Below are 26,010 nucleotides of genomic sequence, written 5' to 3' on the forward strand. Positions count from 1 at the left end.
CATAAGGAGCGCAGTCGTATGCGCTAATGTAAAGTTGTGCTATAATAGTTTAGATTATTGAGCGGCAACCCCTGCTACTTTAGTTCGGAGGCTTTTATCATGACAACTTACCGCATTCCAGAATTGTCGCATCATTATGCGAAGCACGATATGATTCAAGCTCATACGGAGCTGCCTCCGCTCGCGGATCCAAGAGCCCGGATGCTATTTGCTTTTTTGAATCAACAAGGCAAGGCGCCGGACAAAAGCGAGCTTTATACGCTGGTTGTGGCGCTTGTTCAGCTTGGTCTGGATACGCATGACTTGCTGGATACGGAGACGGCTCAGCGAACGGAGCGAGAGATGCGGTCGAGGCAATTGAAGGTGCTGGCCGGCGATTTTTTTAGCGCCCGCTTCTACCAACTGCTGGCCGCTGCCGGTCAAATCGAGATGATTACCCGGATTAGCAATGCCGTATGCGAAGTCAATCGGCTGAAAGTAAACCTGTACGTCCGGATGAGGTCGCAGCGCTTGGCTGCGGATGACTATTTCAACGGGGCTGTCCAGTTAAAAGGCGAGTTGTTCCATCATTTTTCGGAAATGCTCGAAGGCGCAGCGTCAAGGCTCTGGCCGGAACTGCTCCAAGGCGTCAGCCGCTGCGAGGTTGCGATGGAGGAGCTCGACAGATGCGACGATTGGAACCGATTTGAAAAGGGATGGGCGTATTGGCATCTGCTTCAAGCCGGAACGGAAGAGGAACGGCAGCGGATTCTGTCTACGCCGGCTGATGGCGGCTTTATCCGCACGTTGATCCATAAATATGATATCAAAAGCCAATTGGCCGCCAAAGCAAAACAAGCGGCGGATTCCGTCATCGGCGCGGCAGGCAAGCTGGAATCGGACTTGTTAATCCGTGAACTGTCCAGCATCGTCGGGAATTTAACGGGCAAGCTGGCCGGAAATATACCGGCGCTGAATGAAACGAGGTGAAACTAAAGTGGATAACACCAATTCAAAAAGCCATGTGCACGCATTGTTTGAAACGATTGCTCCAAAATACGATCTGATGAACGATATTATAAGCTTCCGAAGACATAAGGCATGGCGCAAATATACGATGGATCGGATGAATGTGCAAAAGGGTCAGACCGCACTCGATATTTGCTGCGGCACTTGCGATTGGACAATCGATCTGGCGAGGGCGAGCGATTCGGGCGAAATTGTCGGCCTGGATTTCAGTCAAAACATGCTGGACGTCGGAGCGGTCAAAGTGGACAAGCAAGGCCTTGGCAAGCAAATTCGGCTTGTGCAAGGCAATGCCATGTCGCTGCCTTTCGAGGACAACAGCTTTGATTATGTGACCATCGGCTTCGGCCTCCGCAACGTACCAGACTATTTGCAGGTGCTCAGCGAGATGCAGCGCGTCGTGAAGCCAGGCGGAAAGGTCGTTTGCCTGGAGCTGTCCAAGCCGACCTGGCAGCCGTTCAAAGGCATTTATTATTTGTATTTTGAGCGGATTATGCCTCTTTTCGGCAAGATGTTCGCAGGCCGCATGAAAGAGTACCAGTGGCTTCCGGCTTCGCTTAAGCTGTTTCCGGATTCCAAAGGACTGACGAAACTATATAGACAAGCCGGACTTGCGGACGTGGACGTTCGTCTCTTCTTCGGGGGAATTGCCGCCTTGCATATAGGCACGAAGGGAAAGAATAGCCAGCCATGATTCGCAAACTGCGCATTATTTTAGAAATGATTAAATTTGAGCATACCGTATTCGCTTTGCCGTTTGCGTTTATGGGAGCTTTGCTAGGCGCCATTGTCATGGAAAACCGGCTGCCGTCTTGGGCGGAAATCGGATGGGTCGCGCTAGCGATGTTTGGAGCTAGAAGCGCCGCCATGAGCTTGAACAGGTTGATCGACAAGGCAATCGATTTTGGCAACCCGAGGACAAAAGAGCGCGCTTTGCCTGCGGGACTGTTGAAATCGGCTGAAGTATTGCTTTTTATTATCGTATCTTTCGGTTTGCTGCTGCTTGCGGCAGCCAATTTGGATCCTATTGCTATGAAGCTTATGCCTGTAGCGGTCTTTTTTCTTGTCATTTATTCCTACACAAAGAGATTTACATGGCTGTGCCATATCGTTCTGGGTCTTACAATCGCCCTTTCTCCGCTCGGAGGCTGGGTTGCCGTTACGGGACAATTTGACGCCGCGGCTTGGCTGTTGTTTGGCACTGTAGCCTTATGGATTGCTGGATTTGATATCGTTTACGCAACGCAAGACTTTGAGTATGACCGCAATGCCGGACTGCATTCCATTCCTGCCCGGTTTGGCATTGCCGGCGCTTTGTGGATTGCCCGCTCGCTGCATATCGCAACGGCGGTCGGATTTATCGCCCTGTTTTGGGTCACGGAGCTAGGCTGGATGTATTTGCTCGGCACGCTGTTGTCGATCGGACTTCTTTTTTATCAGCACTGGATGGTGAAGCCAAACGACTTGTCTCGTGTGCAGACTGCCTTTTTTGGCATGAACGGAACGTTAAGCGTTATTCTGTTCCTGTTTACGATTGTTGATTTGGCGGTGCTTCGTTCATGGTAAGGGAGGAGGAGCGAGGCATGGTAAGGAAAACCGCGGCAAAAAACCGCTGGGTCGTCGGCATTACGGGCGCAAGCGGAGCGATATACGGCGTAAGGCTGATTGAAGAGCTGCTGAGCGGCGGTTTTGAAGTTCATTTAGTTGTGACAGAGGCCGGTTGGCGGGTCATAAAAGAAGAACTGGGCTGGGAAACAACACGAAGAGCGGATACGCTGGAACGCGCGTTCCCTGGAAGCATAGGAGAGGGCAAGCTCATTTACCATCCGAACGGAGATATCGGCGCCTCTATTGCCAGCGGCTCTTTCCGGGTGGAAGGGATGCTGATTATGCCTTGTTCTATGGGGACGCTTGCTTCTATCGCGCATGGTTCCTCAAACAATCTGCTTGCTAGAGCGGCGGATGTGATGTTGAAGGAAGGGCGCAAGCTGCTGCTAGTCCCGAGAGAAACTCCGCTTCATGCAATTCATTTGGAAAATATGCTGACACTCGCCAGACTGGGAGTCAAAATCGTTCCGGCTATGCCCGCATTTTATTTTAAGCCGCAATCGATGGATGAAATGGTTAATTTCCTTGTAGGGAAAGTACTGGACAACGTAGATATCGAACATGATTTGTACAGAAGATGGGGAGATGAGCACAATGGGCCACCTTCGCCCGATCACCATCGGTGAAATTGATTACGCCAACGCTTGGCCGCTGTTTCAAAACTTTGAAAAGCACGCAGCGGGGATGGATTACGAGATGGTATCCAAAGTACCGTCCGAGCTGAATCGCTTGCTCAGCATAGGAGAGCTCGATTTATCGGCTATTTCTTCGTTTTCGTATGGCCAGTACAGCCGCGACTATGTGCTGCTGCCGGAGTTGTCGGTCGGGTCTACCGGCCGCGTCCATTCCATATTGCTTTTTCTAAAGCATTCGATCGAGGAGAAGAAGCCACGCAAAATTACGGTGACGAACGCTTCGGAAACATCGGTTAATTTATTGAAAATTATTATGGCAAAACGGTTCAATTGCGAGCCTGAATATGTCGCTGCCGAGCCGAACCTGAATGAAATGCTGCAGGATGCGGATGCCGCGCTGCTCATCGGCGATCCCGCAATCGCTGCGTCATGGAGAAACAGCGGCCTCAACATTCTCGATTTGGGAGAGCTGTGGCGGGATTGGACAGGCCTTGGCATGACCTATGCGGTCGTTGCGGCGCGAAAGTCAGCGATTCGGAGCAACGCGAAGGAAATTGGCCTTTTGTACGAAGCTTTGTTAGCCTCCAAAAATGAAAATTTAAGCCGGCCCGACCGTTTGATCGCGCGTGCATGCCAGCGACTTGGCGGCGATCCCGACTATTGGGCCACTTATTTTAAGTCTCTGCAGTACGATTTTGGGAAAAGCCTTCAAGAAGGTCTTTCGTTGTATTTCCGGTATGCAAGAGAGCTTGGTCTACTGAAAGACGACGTAGAGATGACGTTTTTTGAAGGACAATCCCTCCAAAAGGTGAACGAATGAAACTATTAGATTTGTACGCGAAGATGAAAGGCGATTTGAATCAAATCGAAAAGGAACTTGAGCGGAGCGTCACGGACGACCATGCGCTGCTGAGCGAGACGTCTACTCACTTGCTGAAAGCGGGCGGGAAGCGCATTCGTCCTGTTTTTGTTCTGCTCGCCGGCAAATTCGGCGATTACAAGCTGGATGTGCTGAAGCGGGTTGCGGTGCCTCTTGAGCTCATTCATATGGCTTCGCTCGTTCACGACGATGTCATTGATGACGCGGAAACGAGGCGGGGACAGCTGACGGTCAAGTCCAAATGGGACAACCGAATCGCTATGTATACGGGAGACTATATTCATGGCAAGGCATTGTCGATCGCTACAAGCTTGCCGAACCCGCATATTCACCAGGTGCTCTCTCACGCCCTCGTTCAAATGTGCATCGGGGAGATGGAGCAAATTCGCGACTTCTTCAATACGGAGCAAACGATCCGCAATTATTTGCTTCGCATTCGCAGAAAGACGGCTTTGCTTATTGCGATCAGCTGCCAGCTTGGCGCGGTGGCGGCGGGCACGGATCGGGCAACGGCGAGCCGCCTGTACCGGTTCGGTTACAATGTCGGCATGGCGTTCCAAATCCGCGACGATTTGCTCGATTTATATGGCACCGAAAAGCAAATCGGCAAGCCGCCAGGCTCCGATATGCGGCAGGGCAATATAACGCTGCCCGTTATTTTGGCTCTGCAGGATGAAGATGTGCGCGGCAAACTGCTGGAGGAAATCAGCAAAATTAGGGTGAATGAAGGATTTGCGGATACGAAACGAGCCATACAGCTCATAAGAGGAAGCGCCGGTGGCGAACTGGCGGATCATTTGGCCAATCGATACATACAAAAAGCTTTGCACGCTTTAGAGGGATTGCCCGATATCGCGGCGAAAAAGAATTTAACCGACATCGCGCATTTTGTCGGGAAACGCAACTATTAATTCATTCAAGGGATTGAAAGGAATGGTTTGCAGATGGAAAGAACGTTTCTGATGATCAAGCCTGACGGCGTTCAGCGCGGACTGATCGGTGAAATCGTGTCGCGTTTCGAGAGAAAAGGGCTGCAGTTGTCGGGCGCAAAGTTCATGCGGGTTACGCGCGAGCTTGCTGAGATCCATTATGCCGAGCATAAAGGCAAGTCATTCTATGAACCGCTTCTGGAGTTCATTTCTTCAGGTCCCGTATTTGCGATGGTTTGGAGCGGCGACAATGTCATTGCGCTCGCCCGCGCCCTAATTGGAAAAACGGATGCTCTCGATGCCGCGCCTGGCACTATTCGTTCCGATTTTGCTGTACATACCAATTTTAATTTAATACATGGTTCCGATTCTCCCGCCAATGCGGAAAGGGAAATCGGCATCTTTTTCTCCGCCGAAGAGCTCGTCGACTACGAGCATACCATTCAGCGCTGGGTCTAATGTAGATTACTAAGCCATACATCATGGAGGTCGCTATGTCTGAGGATCTGGACTTTTCTAATTTCATTACCCGAATCAAGCGTAAAACAGACATTGACTTATCTCAGTACAAAGAAGCGCAGATGAAACGAAGGCTGACGACGCTTCGGCTCAAAAACGGGTTTACGACTTTTGAGCAGTACGGTCAGGCGATGGAGCAAAACCGTGCGCTGCTGTTCGAGTTTTTGGATCGGATGACGATCAATGTTTCGGAGTTTTGGCGCAATCCGGCCAGATGGGAAGTGCTGCAAAAGCGTTATCTCCCCGAACTAATGGCGTCAAGCCCCCGGCTGAAAGTATGGAGCGCAGCTTGTTCGACGGGGGAGGAGCCTTATACGCTCGCGATGATCTTAACGGAGATTGGGGCGATAGGGAAAACGTCGCTGCTTGCCACCGATTTGGATCATAATGTGCTTGAGAAGGCGAAGGAGGGCATCTATTTGGAGCGGTCGCTCCGGGATGTGCCGCCGGCATGCCGATCGAAATATTTTGCTCCGGTGGACGGCGCGTTTCAGGTAACGGATTCGCTCAAAAAGGGAATTTCCTTTAAACAGGGCAATCTGCTCCATGATACTTTTGAAAGCGGTTTTGATTTGATCGTTTGCCGCAATGTTATGATTTATTTTACAGAGGAAGCAAAGCATGGATTGTATCATAAGTTCGCTGCGGCTTTGAAGCCCGGCGGCCTATTGTTTGTCGGAAGCACGGAACAAATTTTCAGCCCTTCTCAATATGGCTTTGAGACGGCGGATACCTTTTTCTATCGGCGCGTGTAGATCCTTTTTTGGAATGCGTGCAAAAGCTTGAGGTTAGGGCTTAAGCCGGGATATTCCCCAAAGCAGCAAATGGGGGGGGATCCCGGCTTTTTCTATTTTACGGGCTGCGATGCCCCTTTGGCGGAAGATGAGATTTCTTGTCAAACCAGCAACGCTGTACTATAATGAGCAAAGATGTTTCGGGCACTACATGAGAGCTGCCGGGTAAAGGCATGCGTTGAAGGAGGAGCTTAAGCTTGAGTTTACGTTATTTGACAGCTGGAGAAACCCATGGTCCACAATTGACCGCCATTATAGAGGGTCTGCCAAGCAACTTGAAAATTGATTTCGAGGAATTGAACTTCCAGCTCCACCGCCGTCAAAAAGGCCATGGCCGAGGCAGAAGAATGCAAATTGAGAAGGATACGGCCGACATTGTAGGCGGCGTGCGCCACGGCAAAACGACGGGTGCGCCGGTTGCGGTAATCGTCAAAAATAACGACTGGAAGCATTGGACTTCCGTTATGAATATTGAGCCGATTGAAGGCAGCGACGAAGAAAAGCGCAGAGTTCACCGCCCGCGTCCTGGACATGCGGATTTGAACGGCGGCTTGAAATATAACTTAAAGGATTTGCGCAACGTATTGGAGCGCTCCAGCGCCCGCGAGACGGCTGCACGTGTAGCGGTCGGCGGCATTGCCCGCCAGCTGCTTGCTGAATTTGGCATTAAAGTGGCCGGTCAAGTCATTCGTATCGGGGAAATTGAAGCTCCAGCGAACCAGCTTCCGGTGGATGAGCTTATCCGTTTGACAGAGGAATCTTCCGTTCGCGTCGTCGACAAAGAGACGGAAAAAAGAATGGAAGAGTACATCGATCAAATTAAGGCGGAAGGCGATTCGATCGGCGGCATCGTAGAATGTGTCATCGAAGGAGTGCCGATCGGGCTCGGCAGCCACGTACAGTGGGACCGGAAGCTGGACGGACGAATTGCGCAAGCGGTCGTTTCGATCAATGCCTTTAAGGGCTGCGAAATCGGCATCGGCTTTGAGGCGGCGAAGTTAAGAGGCTCTCAAGTGCATGATGAAATTTTGTACGAAAAAGAGAAGGGCTATCATCGTGCGACAAACCGTCTCGGCGGTTTTGAAGGCGGGATGACAAACGGCGAGCAAATCGTTGTACGCGGTGTGATGAAGCCGATTCCGACCTTGTACAAGCCCCTGCGCAGCGTTGACATCGATACTAAGGAGCCGTTTACCGCACAAGTAGAGCGTTCCGACAGCTGCGCCGTACCTGCTGCCAGCGTTGTTATGGAGCATGTAGTCGCTTGGGAAGTGGCAAAAGCATTTTTGGAAAAGTTCGGCGGAGACTCCATTGAAGAAATTCGCGCAAACGTAAACAGCTATCTTGAGCAATTGGATCGGTACTAAGCTATGCGCGAGCTGACGGTGGATTTAGGCGATCGTTCTTATCCTATTTATATTGGGGAAGGGCTGCTGGAGCAGGCAGCCTCTTTTTTCGAAAAACATGGAGTGGGGAAAAAATCCCCGCTTATGATCATAACCGACGCTAATGTTTCAAGGCATCATCTGCCAAAGCTTGAAGAAGCATTGCGAAACGGCGGATATATTGTCCATAGCGAGATTGTTCCAGCGGGCGAAAGCTCCAAATCGCTATCGGTGCTCGGCGAGCTTGTCGGGAAAGCGCTGGATGCGGGGTTGGACCGAAAATCTACTATTGTGGCGCTTGGCGGCGGAGTTGTAGGAGATTTGGCCGGTTTTGTCGCAGCTTCGTATATGCGCGGCGTCAAGTTTGTTCAAATTCCAACAACGATTCTTGCGCATGACAGCAGCGTTGGGGGAAAAGTAGCCGTCAATCATCCCCAAGCCAAAAATATTATCGGGGCGTTTCATCAGCCGGAATTTGTTCTTTACGATTTGTTGACGCTGCAAACATTGCCCCCGCGCGATATTAGTTCGGGCTTGTCTGAAGTGGTGAAGCACGGCTTGATTAAAGATGCCGGATTTGTCGATTGGTGCGATCAGAATGCGGAAAATATGTTGGCTCTGGATGCGGATGCATTAGGGTATGCGCTATATAACGGATGCAGCGTCAAAGCGGCTGTCGTCTCCGAAGACGAACGCGAAAACGGCCTGCGGGCGATATTGAATTTGGGGCATACGATCGGTCATGCGCTGGAAGCGGTAGCTGGCTACAACGAACTTCAACACGGTGAAGCGATAGCGATTGGCATGATCGGCTCCGCCAGGCTTGGATTGCGCTACGGCGCACCGCAAGAGGTATATACAACGACGAAGCGGGTGCTGGCGAAGTGCGGCTTGCCTGTCTCGCTGCCGAAACATTTTGATATAGACGCTGTAATGGCTGCTATGATGCACGACAAAAAGTTTGCCGAAGGTACGATGGTATTTATTGTTCCGACGTCGATCGGAGAGGTTGAAATTAAACCGAATGTTCCGGTGGAGTGGATACGCGAAATAGTGGAAGAACTAAAATTGGAGGCTGAGGGGCCATGAGTGTACGCGGAATTCGAGGCGCGATCACTGTCGAAGCAAATGAGCGCGAGCAGATTGCGGGCGCCACGCTGCAAATGGTAAATGAGGTTGTTGCCCAAAACGAGCTGGACCCGGCCGATATTTGCAGCGTGCTGATTACGGTGACGGGCGATCTGGATGAGACGTTCCCGGCACAATCGATTAGACAGCTACCAGGCTGGGAGCTTGTGCCTCTTATGTGCGCAATGGAGGTTCCGGTCAAAGGAAGTTTGGAGAAATGCATCCGGTTAATGGCTTTGGTCAATACGGACAAAAAACAAAATGAGATTCGTCACGTTTATTTGGGCGGCGCGGAGGCGCTTCGTCCCGATTTGTCCAAAAGCAAATAACGGTTGACGGGTACAAACTTCATGCAGTATATTTAGAAACAAAGATGAGATGAGTGCTAGTAGGTTTTTAGCCGAGATGAGATGAGAACAGTTGAGTAAAATACCATAACCCGGCCGTCACCTGATGGCGATGCTTGCCGCTCTTTTGCAGAGGTGGAGCGAGGAAGGGAATTTATTATCCCTTGGCTCTTTCACTTTACCGCATTGCAGTGAGGCGAGTTGTTAAGGTATCGTTCACAAATCTCAAATGACGGCCCCTGCTACGGCAGGGGCTTTTTATATGTTCATCCACATCGGCAGTCATTGGCGGCAATACGGACTGACCTGACTGAAAATTGTGATTATGAGAGATGGGGGTCGTTTAAAATGACGAATGAGCTGAGCAGAGTGATACAACAAGCAGGATCATACAATTTAATTCCAATCGTCCGTTCCGTAATGGCGGATACAGAAACGCCGATTAGACTGTTCCAGCATTTTGCTAAAGAAGAACATGCCTTTTTGCTGGAGAGTGTTGAAGGAGGAGCCAAATGGGCTAGATATTCCTTTATCGGCACGGATCCTTTCATGAAGCTGTATGGAAAAAACGGCGAGATGGTATTGGAGATCAAAGGGGAGAAAACAGTACTTCGCGAGAAGCCGATTGAGCTGCTCAAAGCGAAGCTGCGTTCTTACCGGAGCCCTTCTTCTAGCGAGTTGCCGCCATTTACGGGCGGGGCAATCGGATTTTTTGGGTATGACTTGCTTCAATATTACGAAAAGCTGCCGGCTCATCGGATCGATGATTTGAAGATGAACGACCTTCAATTTATGTTTTGCGATCAAGTCATCGTGTTCGATCATTTTAAGCAGCATTTGCAAATTATCGGCAATGTGCATATCGGGCAAGGCGCAACGGATAGCGAAATCGCGATTGCTTATGAAGCTGCCCTTACGAAAATTGAAGCGACCATCGAACGGCTGCGGCAGCCGGTAGCGGCAGCGGCACCAGTTAACGCGATCCCTGCCGACCCGGAGCTTGGCGAAGTCCAGTCCAATTTAACGAAAGAACAATTTATTGCGAACGTGGAGCAAGCCAAAGAATATATCCGCTCCGGAGATATTTTTCAAGTCGTATTGTCGCAGCGGTTCAGTATCGAAACGGATGTTGATCCGCTTCATGTGTACCGGGTGCTGCGGACGATGAATCCGTCGCCATACATGTATTATTTGAAAATGGGAGAAGAAGTGATTGTCGGAACATCCCCGGAGGCGCTTGTCAAAGTAACGGACGGCAGAGTGGAAACACGGCCGATAGCGGGCACTCGCCCGCGAGGCGCAACGCCGGAGGAAGACAAGGCGCTGGAGGTGGAATTGCTGGCGGATGAGAAAGAGCGGGCGGAGCATCTCATGCTGGTCGATTTGGGCCGCAACGACATTGGGCGCGTGTCGGAATTCGGCTCTGTTCGTTGCGACTCGTACATGGAGATCGAGCGATATTCCCACGTTATGCATATCGTGTCCAACGTTTCCGGAAAGCTTCGCCAGGATAAAGATTTTTTCGACGCATTTGTATCGTGCCTTCCTGCCGGAACGGTATCGGGAGCGCCGAAGCTGCGGGCTATGGAGATCATTGCCGAGCTTGAGAATGAAGCGCGCGGTGCCTATGCAGGCGCAATCGGATATTTGGGCTTTGGCGGATCGATGGATACATGCATTACGATTCGAACGATTATTTTCAAAAACGGTAAGGCGTATGTACAAAGCGGAGCTGGAATTGTATGGGATTCCGTACCTGAGAGCGAATATATCGAAACGGTCAACAAAGCAAAAGGAATGCTGAAATCGATCCGGGCAGCCGAATTGAGTTTTGGGAAAGGAACAGCTGCCAAGGAACAGCAGTCTGTTCAGGATAATGAAGGAGTAATCGAAAAGGCTGCACCGGCAGCCGTAAATGCGGATTACGACACTTTCGTCAGGGGGCGCGGAAGATGAACGAAACCATTACAATTCAGTCGGCGTTAAATAAAGTGATGGGCGGCGCTCATCTGACGCGCGCTGAAGCCGGTACGGTTATGAATACGATTATGAACGGAGAAGCGACGGGAGCCCAAATTGGCGCAATTGCTACGGCGCTTCGTATGAAAGGTGAAACGAAAGAGGAAATTACCGGTTTCGCCGAAGCAATGCGCGCGCATTCAAGCCATGTAAAAGCGGAGCAGGAAGGACTGCTCGACACTTGCGGCACCGGCGGATCGGGCATCCACAAGTTTAACATTTCAACCGCCTCCTCCATCATTGCATCGGCTGCGGGCATCCGCGTCGCCAAGCACGGAAACCGCGCTATGTCTGGCAAGACGGGGAGCGCAGATGTGCTGGAGGCGCTCGGCGTCAATATTACGCTTTCCCCCGAGCAGGCGGCGTCTTGCCTGCGCGATATCGGCATTTGCTTTATGTTTGCTCAAATCTATCATCCTTCCATGCGGCATGCGGCAGGACCGCGCAGAGAGCTTGGCATCCGAACCATTTTTAATATGCTGGGGCCTCTGACGAACCCGGCGGGAGCGGATCGCCAATTGCTCGGTTTATACGACCGCTCTCGTACCGCAACAATAGCGGAGGTACTTGGAGAGCTGGGGCTTAAACGGGCGATGGTCGTCAGCAGCCACGACGGGCTAGATGAAATTAGCATCTCCGCTCCGACGCAAATTTCCGAGCTGAAGGACGGGGCAGTCGTCACTTACGATCTTGACCCAGAGGAGCTCGGTCTAACCCGGCGTCCGATCGACGAAGTAAAGGGCGGCGAGCCGGAAGTAAACGCTTCTTTGATCCGGGCTATTTTTACAGGAGAACAGAAGGAAGCTTACCGTGATATTGTGCTTGCCAATGCGGGTGCTTGCATCTATGTCGGCGGGCTGGCGAGTTCGATCAAAGAGGGAGCAGCGATTGCTGCGGAAGTAATCGATTCCGGCAAAGCCTATGCGAAACTGAATGAGCTTATTAATACGACAGGAGAGTTGACGCATGTTTCTTGACAAAATTGTAGCTACCAAGCGGGCCGAAGTAGATTCGCTTGCCGCAACCTTTCATCTATCGGAGTATGAAGAAAAAATAGCGAAGCTACCGCCATGTAAAGGCTTCGAAGCGGCACTGCTTCATGGCAACAGACGCCGCAGCATGGGTCTAATCGCCGAGGTGAAAAAAGCGTCTCCGTCCAAAGGGCTTATCCGACCGGATTTCGACCCTGTCAAGCTGGCTAAAGCTTATGAGTCTGCCGGAGCGGACTGTATTTCGGTGTTGACGGATCGCGATTATTTTCAAGGGTCCAACGATTATTTGACGAAGGTGAGAGAAGCCGTTCGGGTTCCGCTGCTCAGAAAGGACTTTACAACCGATTTCCGGCAAATTTACGAAGCGCGCGTTATTGGAGCGGATGCGATTTTGCTGATTGCGGCTATTTTGAGCAAATCCGAGCTTGCAGAGTATCATGAGCTTGCGAAGTCTCTTGGCATGGACGTGCTGGTAGAGGTACATGACGCGGAAGAATTGCATACGGTGCTGGACATGGGCAAAGCGACGCTCATCGGAATCAACAACCGGGACTTGCGTTCATTTGTCACCGATTTGAAAACGACGGAGCAACTGATTGGCCTTATTCCAGATCATGTAACGGTTATTAGCGAGAGCGGAATTGCCGGCAATGCGGATATGGACTATTTGCAGTCGATTGGCGCCCACGGTGTTCTCATTGGCGAACATTTCATGAGAAAAGACGACGTGGAAGCCGCTGTCATTAGCTTGCTTGGCGCTGCACGGTCATGAGCGCGCGGATTAAAATTTGCGGCTTGCGAGACGTTCAAACGGTAGAGCTGCTGGACGGCTTGCCTATTCGCGAGATCGGACTTGTTTTTGCTCCGAGCAAAAGACAAGTGGATAAAGAGACGGCAGCGCGCCTCGTCCGCGCCATTCGCAAGCTGACGACGGCGTATGGTGCAAGCCCCCGTGCGGTAGGCGTTTTTGTCAATGCGTCGCTTAAGGAAATCGACGAATTGATGGAGGAAGCGCCGCTGGACGTGGCACAGCTGCATGGGGATGAATCTCCCGAGTTTTGCGCGCAGCTGCGCCTAAACCATCCGGAGCTTCATATTTGGCGAGTTTTGTCCATGAAGGGTAAGGGCGACATTTCGGATGAGCCGTTATTGGCGAATGAAGCCAAAGAGTCGGTTGAACCTTATTCGGGTTTGGTAGACGCTATATTGATAGATGCACCAGGCGGAGGCACGGGACAGCCGTTTAACTGGTCGCTAATCGACGCTTACAAAAAGGCGGCCGCAGCCAAAGGACTTCCGCTATATGTAGCAGGAGGCCTCACGCCGGACAACGTTCAAGAGCTGCTGCGCACTTACGCGCCTGACGGAATCGATGTTTCCAGCGGAGTGGAGACGGAGGGCCAGAAGGACATCGAGAAAATTAGATTATTTGTCAGAAGGGTGATGGAAGCATGATACAAGTACCAGATGCGAACGGCCGATTCGGCAAGTTCGGCGGCCGTTATGTGCCGGAGACGCTTATGAACGCATTGCTAGAGCTGGAGGAGGCTTACGCTCATTATTCCAAGGACCCCGATTTCCAAAACGAAGTAAAGGAGCTCCTTTATAAATATTCGGGAAGGCCGACATCGCTTTATTATGCCAAAAGACTAAGCGAGCATTTGGGCGGCGCCAAAGTTTATCTCAAAAGAGAAGATTTGAATCATACGGGCGCTCATAAAATCAACAACACGATCGGACAAGGCGTACTCGCCAAACGAATGGGCAAAACGAAAATTATTGCGGAAACCGGGGCGGGCCAGCACGGCGTCGCATCGGCAACGATTGCCGCTTTGCTTGGACTCGAATGCAAAGTGTTTATGGGCGAAGAAGATATGAAGCGCCAGCAATTGAACGTATTCCGCATGAACCTGCTTGGCTCCGAAGTTGTGCCGGTCACTTCGGGTACAAGAACGCTTAAAGATGCTTGCAACGAAACGCTTCGTTATTGGGTAAGCCATGTGACGGATACGTATTATATTTTGGGATCGGTAACAGGTCCGCATCCGTATCCGATGATGGTTCGCGATTTTCAGCGGATTATTGGAGACGAGGCGAGAGCGCAAATCTTGACGGAGGAAGGCCGCTTGCCGGATTACGTAGTTGCAGCCGTTGGCGGAGGCAGCAACGCCATGGGTATCTTTTACCCGTTTGTGCAGGATGAAGGTGTCAAGCTGCTAGGGGTCGAGGCGGCTGGACATGGCGTGGATACGGCTGAGCATGCGGCTACAATGACAAAAGGCAAACATGGCGTATTCCAAGGCTCGCTCAGCTATGTTTTGCAGGACGAGCATGGACAAGTTTTACCGGCCCATTCCATCTCTGCCGGACTTGATTATCCCGGCATCGGTCCCGAACATTCCTACTTGAAGGATTCCGGACGTGCGGAGTACGTGCCGGTTACGGATGCGGAGGCGTTGGAGGCGCTGCAGCTGCTGTCCCGCACCGAAGGCATTATTCCGGCCTTGGAGTCCGCCCATGCCATTGCCCAAACGATTAAGCTTGCTCCGACTCTTGATTCGGACAAAATTGTCGTGGTCAGTTTGTCCGGCCGCGGCGACAAGGATGTTGAAGCTATCATGGGCTACTTGGGAGGTCAAAACAAATGAATCTCATCGATCAATCATTTGCAAGGCTGAGAGCGGAAGGACGCACGGCTCTAATTCCGTTTGTAACGGTAGGGGATCCTGATTTGGACACTTCGCTGGCCATCGTCAAAAGGTTGGAGCGGGCAGGCGCCGATATGATCGAGCTAGGCGTCCCTTATTCCGATCCTCTTGCCGACGGTCCCGTCATTCAAAAAGCGTCGGAACGCGCATTAATAAACAAGATTACGCTTAAAGACTGCATCACGCTTGCGGAGCGGGCCAAGGAAGAGGGCGTAACGATTCCGCTTATTTTGTTCACCTACTTTAATCCTGTGCTTCAATTCGGGCTAAACGACTTTTTCGAATTGATTCGCTCGAAGGGGTTAAGCGGCCTTATCATTCCCGACTTGCCTATTGAAGAGGACGAAGAGGTGCGGACGCTTGCCGAAGCGCATGGCATTCATTTAATCCCTCTTGTGGCGCCGACTTCAAGAGACCGCGTTACCCGTATTTCGGGCAAAGCCCGCGGTTTTGTTTACTGCGTATCGTCGCTTGGCGTTACCGGGGTCCGGACGGACTTTCATTCCGATATCGACGAATTTTTGGCGACGGTCAGATCGGCTACAGATTTGCCGATCGGCATCGGCTTTGGCATCTCCAGCAGGGCGCAGGTAGAACGCTTTGAAGGACAATGCGACGCGGTCATCGTCGGAAGCGCCATTGTAAGGAAAATCGAAGAGGCGTTGCCGCTGCTGGCGAATGAATCTTCAAGAGAAGAAGGTCTGGCCGGCATCGAGCGGTTCGTCGCGTCGTTGAAAGGCAACTAACCCCCGGCAGTCAGGCAAGCAAGGATCGCAGAGGCCTTCCAAAACTGGAAGCCTCTTCTTTTTTGTTAAAACTACTTTAAAAGAAAATAGAGATGTGAGACAATGAGTGACAGTACATTAACACTTCAATACTTAGAAGAGGTGAAGTCCCATGCAACCGAAGTCCAATATATTGCATCTTCCCGTTTATAATCCAGGCAAGCCAGTGGAAGATGTAAAGAGAGAGCTAGGCCTCACGGAGGTCATTAAACTAGCTTCCAATGAAAATCCTTACGGCTTTTCGAATGAGGCGAAGTCCGCCATGATCGAAGAGATGTCCAATAGCCATATTTATCCCGATGGGGCAAGTATTGAGTTGACAGCCGCTGTTGCCGCAAAGTTTGGCGTGTCCGCAAACCAGCTTATTTTTGGAACGGGCTCCAGCGACATTATTTTGATGACTGCGCGCGCGTTTTTGGTACCGGGCGACGAGACGGTAATGGCGGATGAGACGTTTTCGCAATACAAGCATAATGCGGAGATTGAAAATGCCACAATCGTAGAAGTGCCACTGAAGGACGGGAAACACGATTTGCCGGCAATGCTTGCAAGCATTACGGAAGCGACAAAAGTGGTATGGCTTTGCAATCCAAACAATCCGACAGGAACGATCGTGAGTGACAGCGAACTCGCTGCATTCCTTGACGCCGTTCCGAACCATGTGCTGGTTGTACTGGACGAGGCTTACCGAGAGTTTGTCGACGATGCGGACTACAGCGACGGCGTCGAGCTGTTGAAAAAACACAATAACTTACTCGTGCTGCGGACCTTCTCGAAGGTTTACGGTTTGGCATCGCTTAGAATCGGCTACGGTGTTGGCCATCCCGATGTCATCCGGGTTATTAATCAAGTACGCGAGCCGTTCAATACAACAAGATTGGCTCAGGCAGCGGCGAAAGCGGCACTCGCGGACGATGCGTTTATCGCTTTTTGCAAAGAGCAGAACCGGAAGGGCATCTCCTACATGGGCAAAGAATTTGACCGGCTTGGCCTTTCTTATTTTCCGGCGCATGGCAATTTTATTTTGGTCGATGCGAAGCGGCCTTCGGGGGATGTGTTTGAGGCTCTAATGCGCCGCGGCGTTATTGTTAAAGGTCGTTGGGCGAAATACCCGACTTACATTCGAGTATCGGTCGGCACCCCGGAACAAAACGAAAAATTCGTTAAAGCTTTGGAGCAAGTTTTACAGGAAGTGACGGTGTAAATTACAAGATATGATCAAAGTTGCGATTTTTGGAGTGGGACTCATTGGAGGATCCATTGCGCTGTGCCTAAAAGGCAAGCCTGGTATTGAGGTAGTCGGATTTTCCAATCGGGAAAGCTCCGTAACGAAATATGTGCAGCGAGGAGTAGTCGATGTCGGGACTACTTCCTTGGAAGAGGCTGCCGAAGGTGCCGACTTTATTTTTTTGTGCGTTCCCGTCGGGAATTTGCAAGAGTACTTGGATCAAATTAGCAAATGCCATTTGAAAGAGGGCTGCATCATTACGGACGTCGGCAGCACCAAATCGTCGGTGGCCTCGTTTGCCCGTTCGCTTCGGCTGAAAAACGCTACGTTTATCGGCGGACATCCGATGGCCGGTTCGGAAAGATCGGGCGTGGAAGCGGCCTCCTCTCATTTGCTGGAGAACGCTTATTATGTGCTGACACCGGATGAGTCGACGCCGCCTGAAGCGGTGGAGAAGCTGTCCGAGCTGCTTTCGCATACAAAAGCAAACATCGTAAAGGTGGATGCCGACTCGCATGATGACATTGTTGGCGCAATCAGCCATTTGCCTCATATGATCGCGGTAGCGCTTGTTAATCAGGTGCGCGGCTATAATGAGCGCGACGGACTTTACGAATCGCTGGCGGCGGGGGGCTTTCGCGATATTACGCGTATCGCTTCCGGGGATCCTGCCCTATGGCGCGACATATTGCTCGACAACCGGGCCGTGCTGCTAAGGCTTATTCGCGACTGGAATAAGGGAATGGAAGCATTTGCTCACATGCTGGTGGCTGAAGACGGCGAAAAAATCGAAACGGCGTTTCAAACGGCCGGAGAATTTCGCAGCCGGATGCCGGAGCGCCGCAAAGGGATGATTCATTCGGTTTACGACTGCTATGTCGACGTGCCGGATCATCCGGGCATTATCGGTAAAATTGCAAGCGAGCTAGGCAATCATCGAATCAATTTAAGCAATCTGCACATTATTGAGAGCAGGGAAGACGTGCCGGGAGTGCTAAGGCTCTCTTTCCGCACTCAGGAGTATTTGGATCAGGCGATTATTTTGCTTGAGGAAAAAGGGTATTCGGTGCATCTATAAGAGGTTTTGAGCGTTTTCATTGAAAAAGATATAAAATGAAAACGCTTGTTGACAAAATGGAAGCGTATACATATAATAAAAGTACAGTATGGTTTCTCTCCACTCCTATCCAATAACTGTACCGTTCTAAGTAACGGTAACCACTCCTCGGAGTGGTTTTTTTTTTGCCCATTTCCAGGTGTATTCCCATAGGGAAAAATAGGTTTATTATCCTTTTTGTCGAAATAAGCAGGAATTTGCTCTTCAAACTCGAATAGTTAACTACTGCTTTTAAGTTGACGAATTTAGAAATACGGCCGCAACTTTTTGTTCTCGGATCGGTACAATGTATCAGAAGATCCGGGAATAATCTGCAGGTGGAGGAGGCTCGCCTGTCATGACTGATTCCCAATTAATCCGTGAAATAAAGGACGGCAATATTGAGCTGTACTCCGAACTGATGCGGCGGTACCAGCGTAAAATATTGGCCTTTATTTTTCATATGCTGAAGAGCGCAAAGCTGGAGCTGATGGCGGAAGATTTGTGCTCGGAAACGTTTTATAAAGCTTATCGCAGCCTTCATTCCTTCCGGGAAATGGACGCTTCTTTCTCTACGTGGCTCTACACGATTGCCCGCAATACGGTGCTTAGCGAGCTGCGCAAGGGGAAAGCGGCAAACGTGTCGCTGGATGAAGCGGGGTTTGAACCTGTAGCCGCTGCGGAAGGGGCTCCGGAGCAGCAATTGCTCCGCAATGAGAGAATGGCTATGGTGCGTGAGGCGATTAACAATTTGCCGGAGAAGCAGCGCTCGGCGCTTATTCTTAGGGAATATGACGGGATGGATTATCAAGAAATCGCGAATATTCTTGGTCAGTCTGTCAGTTCCGTCAAGTCTTTGTTGTTCCGGGCTAGAGCGAGCGTAAAGACGCAGCTGGAGCCTTATTTCGGAGCGATGCCGATGGCGGAGCCTTTCGAGAGGATGAATACTTGATGAATTGCGAGGACGTGCAAAATAAGCTAAGCGAATACTGGGATATGTCCGAAGACGATGCGGAAAGAATAGAACTGGAGGCTCACATGCTGGAATGCGCCGAATGTACGGAGCAATTCGGTTTCTGGCAGGAGAGTGAAGAGTTTATCCGCGGGTTGACGGAAGAGCCTGATTTGATCGGTCCCTCCGAACATATTAACCGTACCGTTATGGAGCGTATTTATTTGGATCAATCCTGGTATATGCCTGTGCCAAGCAAAAGCTATCATTTTTCCAAATCGTTCAGAAGGAATGTCGCGATTTTGCTGGCGGGCTGCATGGCCATGTTTGCATGCGCCTTTTTCGTTTTTATTGTCGATTACAGCGAAGTGTCTACTGAGGAGATGCAGCAGATGACAGGGCTGATTGAAGCAGCCAACGCCTCGGTGGACAACGCGTTTATGACAACTGGATTATATGCGGAGGTGCCGGTTGCAAGCATAAGCGAACCTTTTGTGCTGGAAGTGGTTCCTGCATTTCCTCAATATTATGTAGCTTTATCGGTTCTTGGACTGGTAGTCGCTCTGCTTATTTTAAACTGGCTGGCCAGAACGAGAAGCTGAGGATAGACTCTCAAAGGAATACAGATATGAAGGGAGCTGGAACGGAATGTTGATCGGCCTTATCAGACATGGGAAAACAGATTGGAACTTGAAGGGCATTATACAGGGCCAAACCGACATTCCGTTAAATGAAGAAGGAATTATGCAGGCGCGTGCGCTTGCGCGGAGGTTGCAGGAAGAAACGAAAATTTGGGATCTGGTCGTGTCCAGCGACTTGGGGCGGGCCCAGCATACGGCGGCCATAATTGCAGAAGCGCTTCAAATTTCGGTGCTTGATCCCGATCCGCGCCTAAGGGAACGGTTTTTTGGCGAGGTGGAAGGGACGACGGAGGAAGAACGCATCCAGCGTTGGGGGCCGGATTGGCGTGAAAGCGGCGTGCAGCAGCTTGGCATGGAATCCGACGAAGCGGTTCGGGCTCGCGGGAAGGAAGCGATAGCGGATATGATGAAGCTGCATCCGGATCAAAATATACTTCTTGTTTCCCACGGAAGCTTCCTGGCTCAAATGTTGCAGGAGCTTTGCTCCGATCTGACGGATACGCGAATCGGCAATTTATCCTATTCCGTATTGAGCCTTGGGGAACAGGGCTGGCAGCCTGTCCTTCATAATTGCACGAGACATTTGGAAACCATTAAATAAGAATCGTCAATACCGCTCTACCAAAGGCGGGAAAGTGAAGCATTTGCGCTTCGCTTTCCCGCCTTTTTGCGCTAAAAGGCACTTTCTTTCGTCGAACCATAGGCTTCTATTTGTGGATAATGGGTATGAAATAAGAGAAATGTCCAATAATGATAGTAAAAACTTCGCTTTGGATACAGACGGAACCGGAATTTTGCGGAAAGGAGAGCGCTATGAACCTATCGGATATGCTGAGCTATGCGGATATTGGACAGCTTTGCAAAATTGCCGGAGTTTATCGATGCGAATGCAACGGAAATTCCAAAAACGAGTTGATTCAGTCGATCTTGTCCCAAGTAAGCCGTCATGACGTGTTCGAGGAGCAAATTAGCGGAATGAAGATTGAGGATATTCGCTTTTTGAACACGCTGTTGTTTGAATCAAGGCCATCTTACAGCATGGAAGATTTAGTCGCCAGAGTTCAGCAAAGCAGGTTTGGAGAAGAGGCGAAAGAACCGGAAGCGGAAAAGGCCGTAAAAAAGGGGAAGAAAAAGGCGGTTGTCCCGCCGTCGCCCCCTAGCCCAAGGGACATCATCATCCGCTTTAAGCATCAAGGCTGGCTGTTTAACGGCTATACCGGTCCGGGACGATATCTGTTTCAAGTGCCAAATGATTTAAAAGCCCGATTCCGCGAAACGCTGCAAAGAAAATTTGCAGAACAATTGCAATATACGGATGAACCGCCGATTTACCGTGACGAGCAAGGGCTTATACTGGAGGACGCTAAACAACTGCTGTATTATGTTGCCCAAAATGAAGTTCAGCTGACGAACGACGGGTCGATGTACAAACGATTTTTGGGACAATTAATGGATCGGATGGGCATCTCGGAAGAAATGCCTGCGAAGGGGACCTGGCGTTTCGGATACGGGCGTCACTTCCACTATTACCCTGATCGGCTGAGCTTGCTCTATGACTACATGCGCCAAGCGAAATATATTGCGGAAGACAATGAAGCGTTGACCGTAACGGATACAGGCGCGGAGTGGATAAAAAAGCCGCTTGCTTCCGAAGTCGACAAGCTGTTTCGGTTTTGGCTGAAGCTGTACAAAACGCCTGTCCCGAACCTTCTGTCGCTGGTGCACTGGATTCATGCCCTCTCGGAGGAGTGGGTGACGGTCGAATCGGTCAAAAGAGTGCTGCTGCCGTTAACCAAATCGTTTTATTATGACGATGCCAATGCGATTTTGGAGAAGCGGGTTATGAAAATGATGATGCATATGGGATTGCTGCGCATTGGCGAACATCCCGTATACGGAACGGTCATTCGGATGACAAAAGCGGGCAACGCCGTTGTGTCCGGCAATGGACTCTCTTTGGACGGGCAATCGGCAGTCCGTCATTGACTTTGGCGCAGACGCTTGATAGAATCTCCCCAACGTAAATGGAGTAGACACTTTAGAATGGGAGATGATGGGCAATGCTGCTGCCATACAAAGGAATTTTGCCGGCTGTTCATGCCAGCTGCTATATCGCTGAAGGGGTTAAGCTAATCGGGGATGTATCGATTGGCGAAAACAGTACAGTTTGGTTTAATGCCGTGCTCAGGGGGGACCTTGCCCCTATCCGGATCGGAACATCCTGCAATATTCAGGATGGAGTAGTCGGTCATGTAAATACGGACCAGCCGCTTCTTGTAGAAGAAGAAGTTTCAGTCGGTCACGGCGCGATCATTCATGGCTGCCGGCTGGGCAAAGGCACATTAATTGGAATGGGGGCAATCGTACTTAACGGCGCCGATGTTGGTGAATATGCTTTAATAGGAGCCGGTTCGATTGTTACAGAGAATAAGAAAATACCATCCTATACGCTTTCTCTCGGATCACCTGCCAAAGTCGTAAGAGAGTTGACAGAGGATGATTTGCAGCGGATGAAAAGAACGATGGAGAGCTATGTGACGAAAGGAATCGAATATAGGATCTCGTAAGCGCCGGTGTGGAGGTGTATCCTATGGACAAAATGAAAGTAACGTACGAGGCGATGCTGGGGCTTGCGGCTGAGCTTGTTTTGGATGAGGCGGTTCTCAAATTTCAAACGGAGCAGTTGAACAGCGCGATTGACCAAGCGCTGGCTTCGGGAGATGAGGATACGTTTCATCGTCTCGTCAAGCAATTGAATGAATTAAAACATTAACACGGATTAAGAAGCTTCCATGCGGATGGCGAACCCTGTTTCGTCTCTAGCAATTGGAGGCTTTCTTTTGTAAAATGGAAGGGTTCAGCATTTCGACCGAGGGGAAAAGGGGAAGCAGGATGAAATTTAGCGAGATCAGCAAGGAGCAATGGGACGAGCTTCAGCCTTATTTGGACACTTGCCTGTTGCCCGTAACGGGGATGAACGGGACCGAGACGCCTTATGAGGCAACGGAGAAGCTGGAGAAGCTTCGCGATATGATGGATATGGTGGAAGGTCCGTTTAAGGGGAGAGTCGTCACCTATCCAGCATGCCATTATGCGACAGGAGAAAGCAGCATGGGAAGGGAGCTCGATGTCTGGTGCGCGAGACTGAAGGCAGCGGGATTCAAATACATCATCCTCATTACGGCCGACTGGGCCTTGTCGTTTCAATCTCCTCTTGCCGATCTGGTATTGCAGCCGAAGAACGAGGAAGAATGGCCGGATGCTCGGGAAGTTTCGTCACAAATTAGAGCGTTATGGGAGCGTAAATCTCCTTAAATATGGTTGATCTTCCGTATAATTAGAGCGTAATGTGGGAAATCATATGCCAAGGCAGGTCAATTGTGACAAATTGATAACAAATTATTGAACGTCATTTCCATATTGACGCAAATATCGGGCCATATTCTTGACGCTCCCAAACACCTAGGCTATTATAAGTTATGTCCTAGTTCGTCATGTGTTTTTGCCGTGCGGCAAGACGCGAGATATGGTTGGCAAAGGGGGTTAGAACAGAAGATGAGTAATCATGAACAACACGAGACGGCGCATCGTCCGGTTCAGCGCAAAGAAATGTCCCGGCGTCAATTTTTGTCGTATACGCTTGGTGGCACAACGGCCTTTATGATGGGCGGCGCGGTATTGCCGATGGTACGCTTTGCGGTAGACCCGCTTCTTATTAAAAAGAGCGGTAGCGACCTAGTTAAAGTTGTTGAAGAGAGTAAAATTACGGCGGAACCGCAAGAATTCAAATTCAAAATCCATCAGATTGACGGATGGTACGAAAGCGAACCCGAGCTTGTGGCATGGATTTCGAAGGGACAAGACGGCAAAATTTTTGCCTTATCCCCAATTTGCAAACACTTGGGCTGCACGATTTTCTGGAATACAAAAGGCAAAAGCGAATACGATTGCCCTTGTCACGACGCCCGCTATTCGAAAGACGGGAAAAACTTGGCTGTTGCCAATTCCCCGCTTGACGAATACGAAGCGGAAGTGAGAGACGGATTCGTTTATTTGGGACCTATTATTCCAAACACAAGAACCTAAGGAGGGCGTATGGCAGATGTTTAAAAGCGTATACAACTGGATCGATGAACGTCTTGACATTACGCCGCTTTGGAGAGATGTGGCTGACCATGAAGTGCCGGAGCACGTTAACCCCGCTCATCACTTCTCCGCATTTGTCTATTGCTTCGGTGGCTTGACGTTTTTTATTACGGTTATCCAGATTTTGTCGGGGATGTTCCTGACGTTGTATTATGTGCCGGATATTATTAACGCTTATGCAAGCGTTGACTTCCTGCAACACCAAGTTGCTTTCGGACAAATTGTTCGCGGCATGCACCATTTCGGAGCGAGCTTGGTCATAGTAATGATGTTCCTACATACTCTGCGCGTTTTCTTTACGGGTTCCTATAAAGCTCCGCGCGAAATGAACTGGGTTGTCGGAATGCTTATCTTCTTCATCATGTTAGGCCTTGGATTCACGGGATACCTGCTTCCTTGGGATAACAAAGCTTACTACGCTACAAAAGTAGGGGTTGAAATCGCGGCATCCGTACCGGTAATCGGCTCTTACATCGCCGACTTCCTTTACGGCGGCGATATCGTAGGCGCCCAGACGTTGACTCGCTTCTTTGCGATTCACGTATTCTTCTTGCCTGGCGCGTTAATTGCGATGCTTGCAGCGCATTTCATGATGATTCGAAAGCAAGGCATTTCAGGACCACTTTAAGCGAAGGGAGGCTCACTTATGGCTCACGGACACAAATCGAACGAAAAAGTGGTTTATGTCGGCGACTCCCGCGTCAAAAAAGCGGGCATGTTTCAAACTCCGCCAGACTATACCGCTTTTCCGGGAAAGTCAGAGGCTTTCATTCCGAACTTCTTGCTTAAGGAATGGATGGTCGGCTGCGTGGTGCTAGTCGGCTTCCTGGTGTGGGTAATTGCCGAGCCGGCTCCGCTAGGTTATCCTGCGGATCCGACTAATGGGGCATTTATACCGATGCCTGACTGGTACTTCTTGTTCTTGTATCAATTTTTGAAATATCCATATGTAGCAGAAAAGTATGTCCTTCTGGGAACGATGGGCGTACCTGCCGTCATGTTTGGAGCGTTATTGCTTGCTCCATTTTTGGACACTGGCAAGGAGCGCCGCTTCTACCGTCGTCCAATCGCATCATCGTTGATGCTCGTGTCTCTTGTGGCATGTATTTACTTGACTGTTGTTTCTTGGGATCATTACCAGCATATGCTGGAGAAAAACGGACAAACGCCTGAGCATCACGAACGTGAACAAAAGGTTGAGGAAGCGATTAAGGAAGGCAAACCGCGTCCAAACTTTATGAAAAAAGCGGCTGCTGTTATTGAGCCGGAAGATCCTGCAATGACAATCGCACAACAGGCGCAATGTCTTGGCTGTCACGCTGCAGACCTTAGCGGTTCCGCAGCGCCTGCATTGATCGGCGTAGGCAATCGCTTATCCAAAGAAGAGATTGTAGAGACCATTACTAAAGGTCGTGGGGGCGGCGCGATGCCGTCATACGAGGGACAATTGTCCACGGAAGAAATCGACCAGCTTGCCACTTGGCTTGCCAAGCAGAAGCAAGAATAGCGGGATCGCATCTCTAAAGAAAAACCTGATCGTATTATACGGTCAGGTTTTTTTTCGAAAGGAGCATTACGTTGAATATCCACTTTTTTTGGAGCCGCAGCTTCTTGCTGAACCGAAATCTGTTATGGCTCCTTTTTATCGTGAATTTGGCGGGAACGCTTTACGGTTATATATGGTACGAAAATCAGCTAATCTGGACGATGGACAACAAACCGGCTTGGATGCTTCCCTTTGTGCCGGATTCGCCGACTTCCAGTTTGTTTTTTACGATTTCGCTGCTTTATTTACTGTTTCCGCCGAAACGTCCGACTAAATTAGCTCAGGTCGGCAGAAGCGCTATCGAGGCATTAGCAGTCGTTTGCTCTGTGAAATATGGCATTTGGGCCGTTGCGATGATTGTAGCGGGAGCGTCGCAAGGCGACGTATTGAGCTGGCAACACTACATGCTGATTGCCTCTCATTTGGCTATGGCGGTGGAGACGCTGCTTTATTTCCGTTTTATGAAAGCGAGGGCATTTGCCCTGTTGTTTGGGCTTGGCTGGCTGCTGCTCAACGATACGATCGATTATACGTACGGTATTTTTCCTTGGTTGCCTGCGGAGCTGGAAGATGATCTTGGAGCCGTAAAATGGTTTACGTACGGGCTTTCACTCGCCAGCTTTGCGGCGGCATTCGCCGTCCTGCCGTTTAGAAAACAGGAATAAAG

Annotated in this window: 30 protein-coding genes; all 30 read left to right on the forward strand. The window is 50.3% G+C overall.

Going from position 1 to position 26,010, the window contains the following annotated elements:
* Positions 1 to 99: 99 nt before the first annotated feature.
* The 30 genes from ACFQZE_RS02705 to ACFQZE_RS02850 all read left to right on the forward strand — a co-directional run bounded on the left by ACFQZE_RS02705 (position 100) and on the right by ACFQZE_RS02850 (position 26,008).
* A complete protein-coding gene (locus ACFQZE_RS02705; RefSeq protein ID WP_379353392.1) occupies positions 100 to 969 on the forward strand; it encodes a heptaprenyl diphosphate synthase component 1 in 870 nt (289 codons plus the stop codon).
* On the forward strand, positions 956 to 1,699 hold the full coding sequence (locus tag ACFQZE_RS02710) for a demethylmenaquinone methyltransferase (RefSeq protein WP_379353394.1): 744 nt from the start codon (positions 956 to 958) through the stop codon (positions 1,697 to 1,699). Before ACFQZE_RS02705 ends, ACFQZE_RS02710 begins: the two co-directional genes overlap by 14 nt.
* Positions 1,696 to 2,571, forward strand: a complete 876-nt coding sequence (locus tag ACFQZE_RS02715; RefSeq protein WP_379353396.1) for a UbiA-like polyprenyltransferase — start codon at positions 1,696 to 1,698, stop codon at positions 2,569 to 2,571. The genes ACFQZE_RS02710 and ACFQZE_RS02715 overlap by 4 nt, the downstream gene beginning before the upstream one ends.
* Before the next feature lie 17 nt (positions 2,572 to 2,588).
* Positions 2,589 to 3,239 carry a UbiX family flavin prenyltransferase gene (locus tag ACFQZE_RS02720; protein ID WP_379353398.1) on the forward strand — a complete coding sequence of 217 codons (651 nt, stop codon included), beginning with the start codon at positions 2,589 to 2,591 and terminating at the stop codon, positions 3,237 to 3,239.
* Positions 3,208 to 4,068: a menaquinone biosynthetic enzyme MqnA/MqnD family protein gene (locus ACFQZE_RS02725; RefSeq protein ID WP_379353400.1), complete on the forward strand. Its 861-nt coding sequence runs from the start codon at positions 3,208 to 3,210 to the stop codon at positions 4,066 to 4,068. Before ACFQZE_RS02720 ends, ACFQZE_RS02725 begins: the two co-directional genes overlap by 32 nt.
* Positions 4,065 to 5,039 (forward strand): polyprenyl synthetase family protein, encoded by a 975-nt coding sequence (locus ACFQZE_RS02730; protein ID WP_379353402.1) that lies wholly within the window; start codon positions 4,065 to 4,067, stop codon positions 5,037 to 5,039. Before ACFQZE_RS02725 ends, ACFQZE_RS02730 begins: the two co-directional genes overlap by 4 nt.
* A gap of 33 nt (positions 5,040 to 5,072) precedes the next feature.
* Positions 5,073 to 5,516, forward strand: coding sequence for a nucleoside-diphosphate kinase (gene ndk, locus ACFQZE_RS02735; RefSeq protein WP_379353404.1), 444 nt, complete (start codon positions 5,073 to 5,075; stop codon positions 5,514 to 5,516).
* A gap of 35 nt (positions 5,517 to 5,551) precedes the next feature.
* Positions 5,552 to 6,331: a CheR family methyltransferase gene (locus tag ACFQZE_RS02740; RefSeq protein WP_379353406.1), complete on the forward strand. Its 780-nt coding sequence runs from the start codon at positions 5,552 to 5,554 to the stop codon at positions 6,329 to 6,331.
* A 236-nt stretch (positions 6,332 to 6,567) separates the two neighbouring features.
* Positions 6,568 to 7,737, forward strand: a complete 1,170-nt coding sequence (aroC, locus tag ACFQZE_RS02745) for a chorismate synthase (RefSeq protein WP_379353408.1) — start codon at positions 6,568 to 6,570, stop codon at positions 7,735 to 7,737.
* Positions 7,738 to 7,740: 3 nt separating this feature from the next.
* The gene (gene aroB, locus ACFQZE_RS02750; protein ID WP_379353410.1) at positions 7,741 to 8,844 is read left to right on the forward strand and encodes a 3-dehydroquinate synthase; all 1,104 of its coding nucleotides are present in this window, start codon (positions 7,741 to 7,743) and stop codon (positions 8,842 to 8,844) included.
* Positions 8,841 to 9,212: a chorismate mutase gene (aroH, locus tag ACFQZE_RS02755; RefSeq protein ID WP_379353412.1), complete on the forward strand. Its 372-nt coding sequence runs from the start codon at positions 8,841 to 8,843 to the stop codon at positions 9,210 to 9,212. Before aroB ends, aroH begins: the two co-directional genes overlap by 4 nt.
* 366 nt (positions 9,213 to 9,578) lie before the next feature.
* Complete coding sequence (gene trpE, locus ACFQZE_RS02760) at positions 9,579 to 11,186, forward strand: anthranilate synthase component I (protein WP_379353414.1); 1,608 nt, start codon at positions 9,579 to 9,581, stop codon at positions 11,184 to 11,186.
* Positions 11,183 to 12,226, forward strand: a complete 1,044-nt coding sequence (trpD, locus tag ACFQZE_RS02765; RefSeq protein WP_379353416.1) for an anthranilate phosphoribosyltransferase — start codon at positions 11,183 to 11,185, stop codon at positions 12,224 to 12,226. The genes trpE and trpD overlap by 4 nt, the downstream gene beginning before the upstream one ends.
* On the forward strand, positions 12,216 to 13,013 hold the full coding sequence (gene trpC, locus ACFQZE_RS02770) for an indole-3-glycerol phosphate synthase TrpC (RefSeq protein WP_379353418.1): 798 nt from the start codon (positions 12,216 to 12,218) through the stop codon (positions 13,011 to 13,013). Before trpD ends, trpC begins: the two co-directional genes overlap by 11 nt.
* Positions 13,010 to 13,696 (forward strand): phosphoribosylanthranilate isomerase, encoded by a 687-nt coding sequence (locus ACFQZE_RS02775; protein WP_379353420.1) that lies wholly within the window; start codon positions 13,010 to 13,012, stop codon positions 13,694 to 13,696. Before trpC ends, ACFQZE_RS02775 begins: the two co-directional genes overlap by 4 nt.
* A complete protein-coding gene (trpB, locus tag ACFQZE_RS02780) occupies positions 13,693 to 14,889 on the forward strand; it encodes a tryptophan synthase subunit beta (RefSeq protein ID WP_379353422.1) in 1,197 nt (398 codons plus the stop codon). The genes ACFQZE_RS02775 and trpB overlap by 4 nt, the downstream gene beginning before the upstream one ends.
* Complete coding sequence (trpA, locus tag ACFQZE_RS02785) at positions 14,886 to 15,695, forward strand: tryptophan synthase subunit alpha (RefSeq protein WP_379353424.1); 810 nt, start codon at positions 14,886 to 14,888, stop codon at positions 15,693 to 15,695. The genes trpB and trpA overlap by 4 nt, the downstream gene beginning before the upstream one ends.
* Positions 15,696 to 15,846: 151 nt before the next feature.
* Positions 15,847 to 16,938 carry a histidinol-phosphate transaminase gene (gene hisC, locus ACFQZE_RS02790; protein WP_379353427.1) on the forward strand — a complete coding sequence of 364 codons (1,092 nt, stop codon included), beginning with the start codon at positions 15,847 to 15,849 and terminating at the stop codon, positions 16,936 to 16,938.
* A gap of 10 nt (positions 16,939 to 16,948) precedes the next feature.
* A complete protein-coding gene (locus tag ACFQZE_RS02795; protein WP_379353429.1) occupies positions 16,949 to 18,040 on the forward strand; it encodes a prephenate dehydrogenase in 1,092 nt (363 codons plus the stop codon).
* 376 nt (positions 18,041 to 18,416) lie between these two features.
* Positions 18,417 to 19,010: an RNA polymerase sigma factor gene (locus tag ACFQZE_RS02800; RefSeq protein ID WP_379353431.1), complete on the forward strand. Its 594-nt coding sequence runs from the start codon at positions 18,417 to 18,419 to the stop codon at positions 19,008 to 19,010.
* Positions 19,010 to 19,612, forward strand: coding sequence for a zf-HC2 domain-containing protein (locus ACFQZE_RS02805; protein WP_379353433.1), 603 nt, complete (start codon positions 19,010 to 19,012; stop codon positions 19,610 to 19,612). Before ACFQZE_RS02800 ends, ACFQZE_RS02805 begins: the two co-directional genes overlap by 1 nt.
* A 46-nt stretch (positions 19,613 to 19,658) precedes the next feature.
* On the forward strand, positions 19,659 to 20,252 hold the full coding sequence (locus ACFQZE_RS02810) for a histidine phosphatase family protein (protein WP_379353435.1): 594 nt from the start codon (positions 19,659 to 19,661) through the stop codon (positions 20,250 to 20,252).
* A gap of 212 nt (positions 20,253 to 20,464) precedes the next feature.
* Positions 20,465 to 21,637 (forward strand): hypothetical protein, encoded by a 1,173-nt coding sequence (locus tag ACFQZE_RS02815; RefSeq protein WP_379353437.1) that lies wholly within the window; start codon positions 20,465 to 20,467, stop codon positions 21,635 to 21,637.
* Positions 21,638 to 21,711: 74 nt separating this feature from the next.
* Positions 21,712 to 22,218 (forward strand): gamma carbonic anhydrase family protein, encoded by a 507-nt coding sequence (locus ACFQZE_RS02820; RefSeq protein ID WP_379353439.1) that lies wholly within the window; start codon positions 21,712 to 21,714, stop codon positions 22,216 to 22,218.
* 23 nt (positions 22,219 to 22,241) lie between these two features.
* Entirely contained in the window at positions 22,242 to 22,424 is a 183-nt protein-coding gene (locus ACFQZE_RS02825; RefSeq protein WP_379353441.1) for an IDEAL domain-containing protein, read from the forward strand.
* Positions 22,425 to 22,543: 119 nt separating this feature from the next.
* Positions 22,544 to 22,966, forward strand: a complete 423-nt coding sequence (locus tag ACFQZE_RS02830) for a DUF2487 family protein (protein WP_379353443.1) — start codon at positions 22,544 to 22,546, stop codon at positions 22,964 to 22,966.
* A 240-nt stretch (positions 22,967 to 23,206) separates the two neighbouring features.
* Positions 23,207 to 23,737 carry a QcrA and Rieske domain-containing protein gene (locus ACFQZE_RS02835; protein ID WP_379353445.1) on the forward strand — a complete coding sequence of 177 codons (531 nt, stop codon included), beginning with the start codon at positions 23,207 to 23,209 and terminating at the stop codon, positions 23,735 to 23,737.
* Positions 23,738 to 23,753: 16 nt separating this feature from the next.
* Complete coding sequence (gene qcrB, locus ACFQZE_RS02840) at positions 23,754 to 24,425, forward strand: menaquinol-cytochrome c reductase cytochrome b subunit (protein WP_379353447.1); 672 nt, start codon at positions 23,754 to 23,756, stop codon at positions 24,423 to 24,425.
* 18 nt (positions 24,426 to 24,443) lie between these two features.
* Positions 24,444 to 25,304 carry a c-type cytochrome gene (locus tag ACFQZE_RS02845; protein ID WP_379353449.1) on the forward strand — a complete coding sequence of 287 codons (861 nt, stop codon included), beginning with the start codon at positions 24,444 to 24,446 and terminating at the stop codon, positions 25,302 to 25,304.
* A gap of 71 nt (positions 25,305 to 25,375) precedes the next feature.
* Positions 25,376 to 26,008, forward strand: a complete 633-nt coding sequence (locus ACFQZE_RS02850; RefSeq protein ID WP_379353451.1) for a DUF1405 domain-containing protein — start codon at positions 25,376 to 25,378, stop codon at positions 26,006 to 26,008.
* Positions 26,009 to 26,010: the final 2 nt, after the last annotated feature.

The sequence above is a fragment of the Paenibacillus sp. GCM10027627 genome, assembly GCF_042675505.1.
In the GTDB taxonomy this organism is placed as follows: Bacteria; Bacillota; Bacilli; order Paenibacillales; family Paenibacillaceae; genus Pristimantibacillus.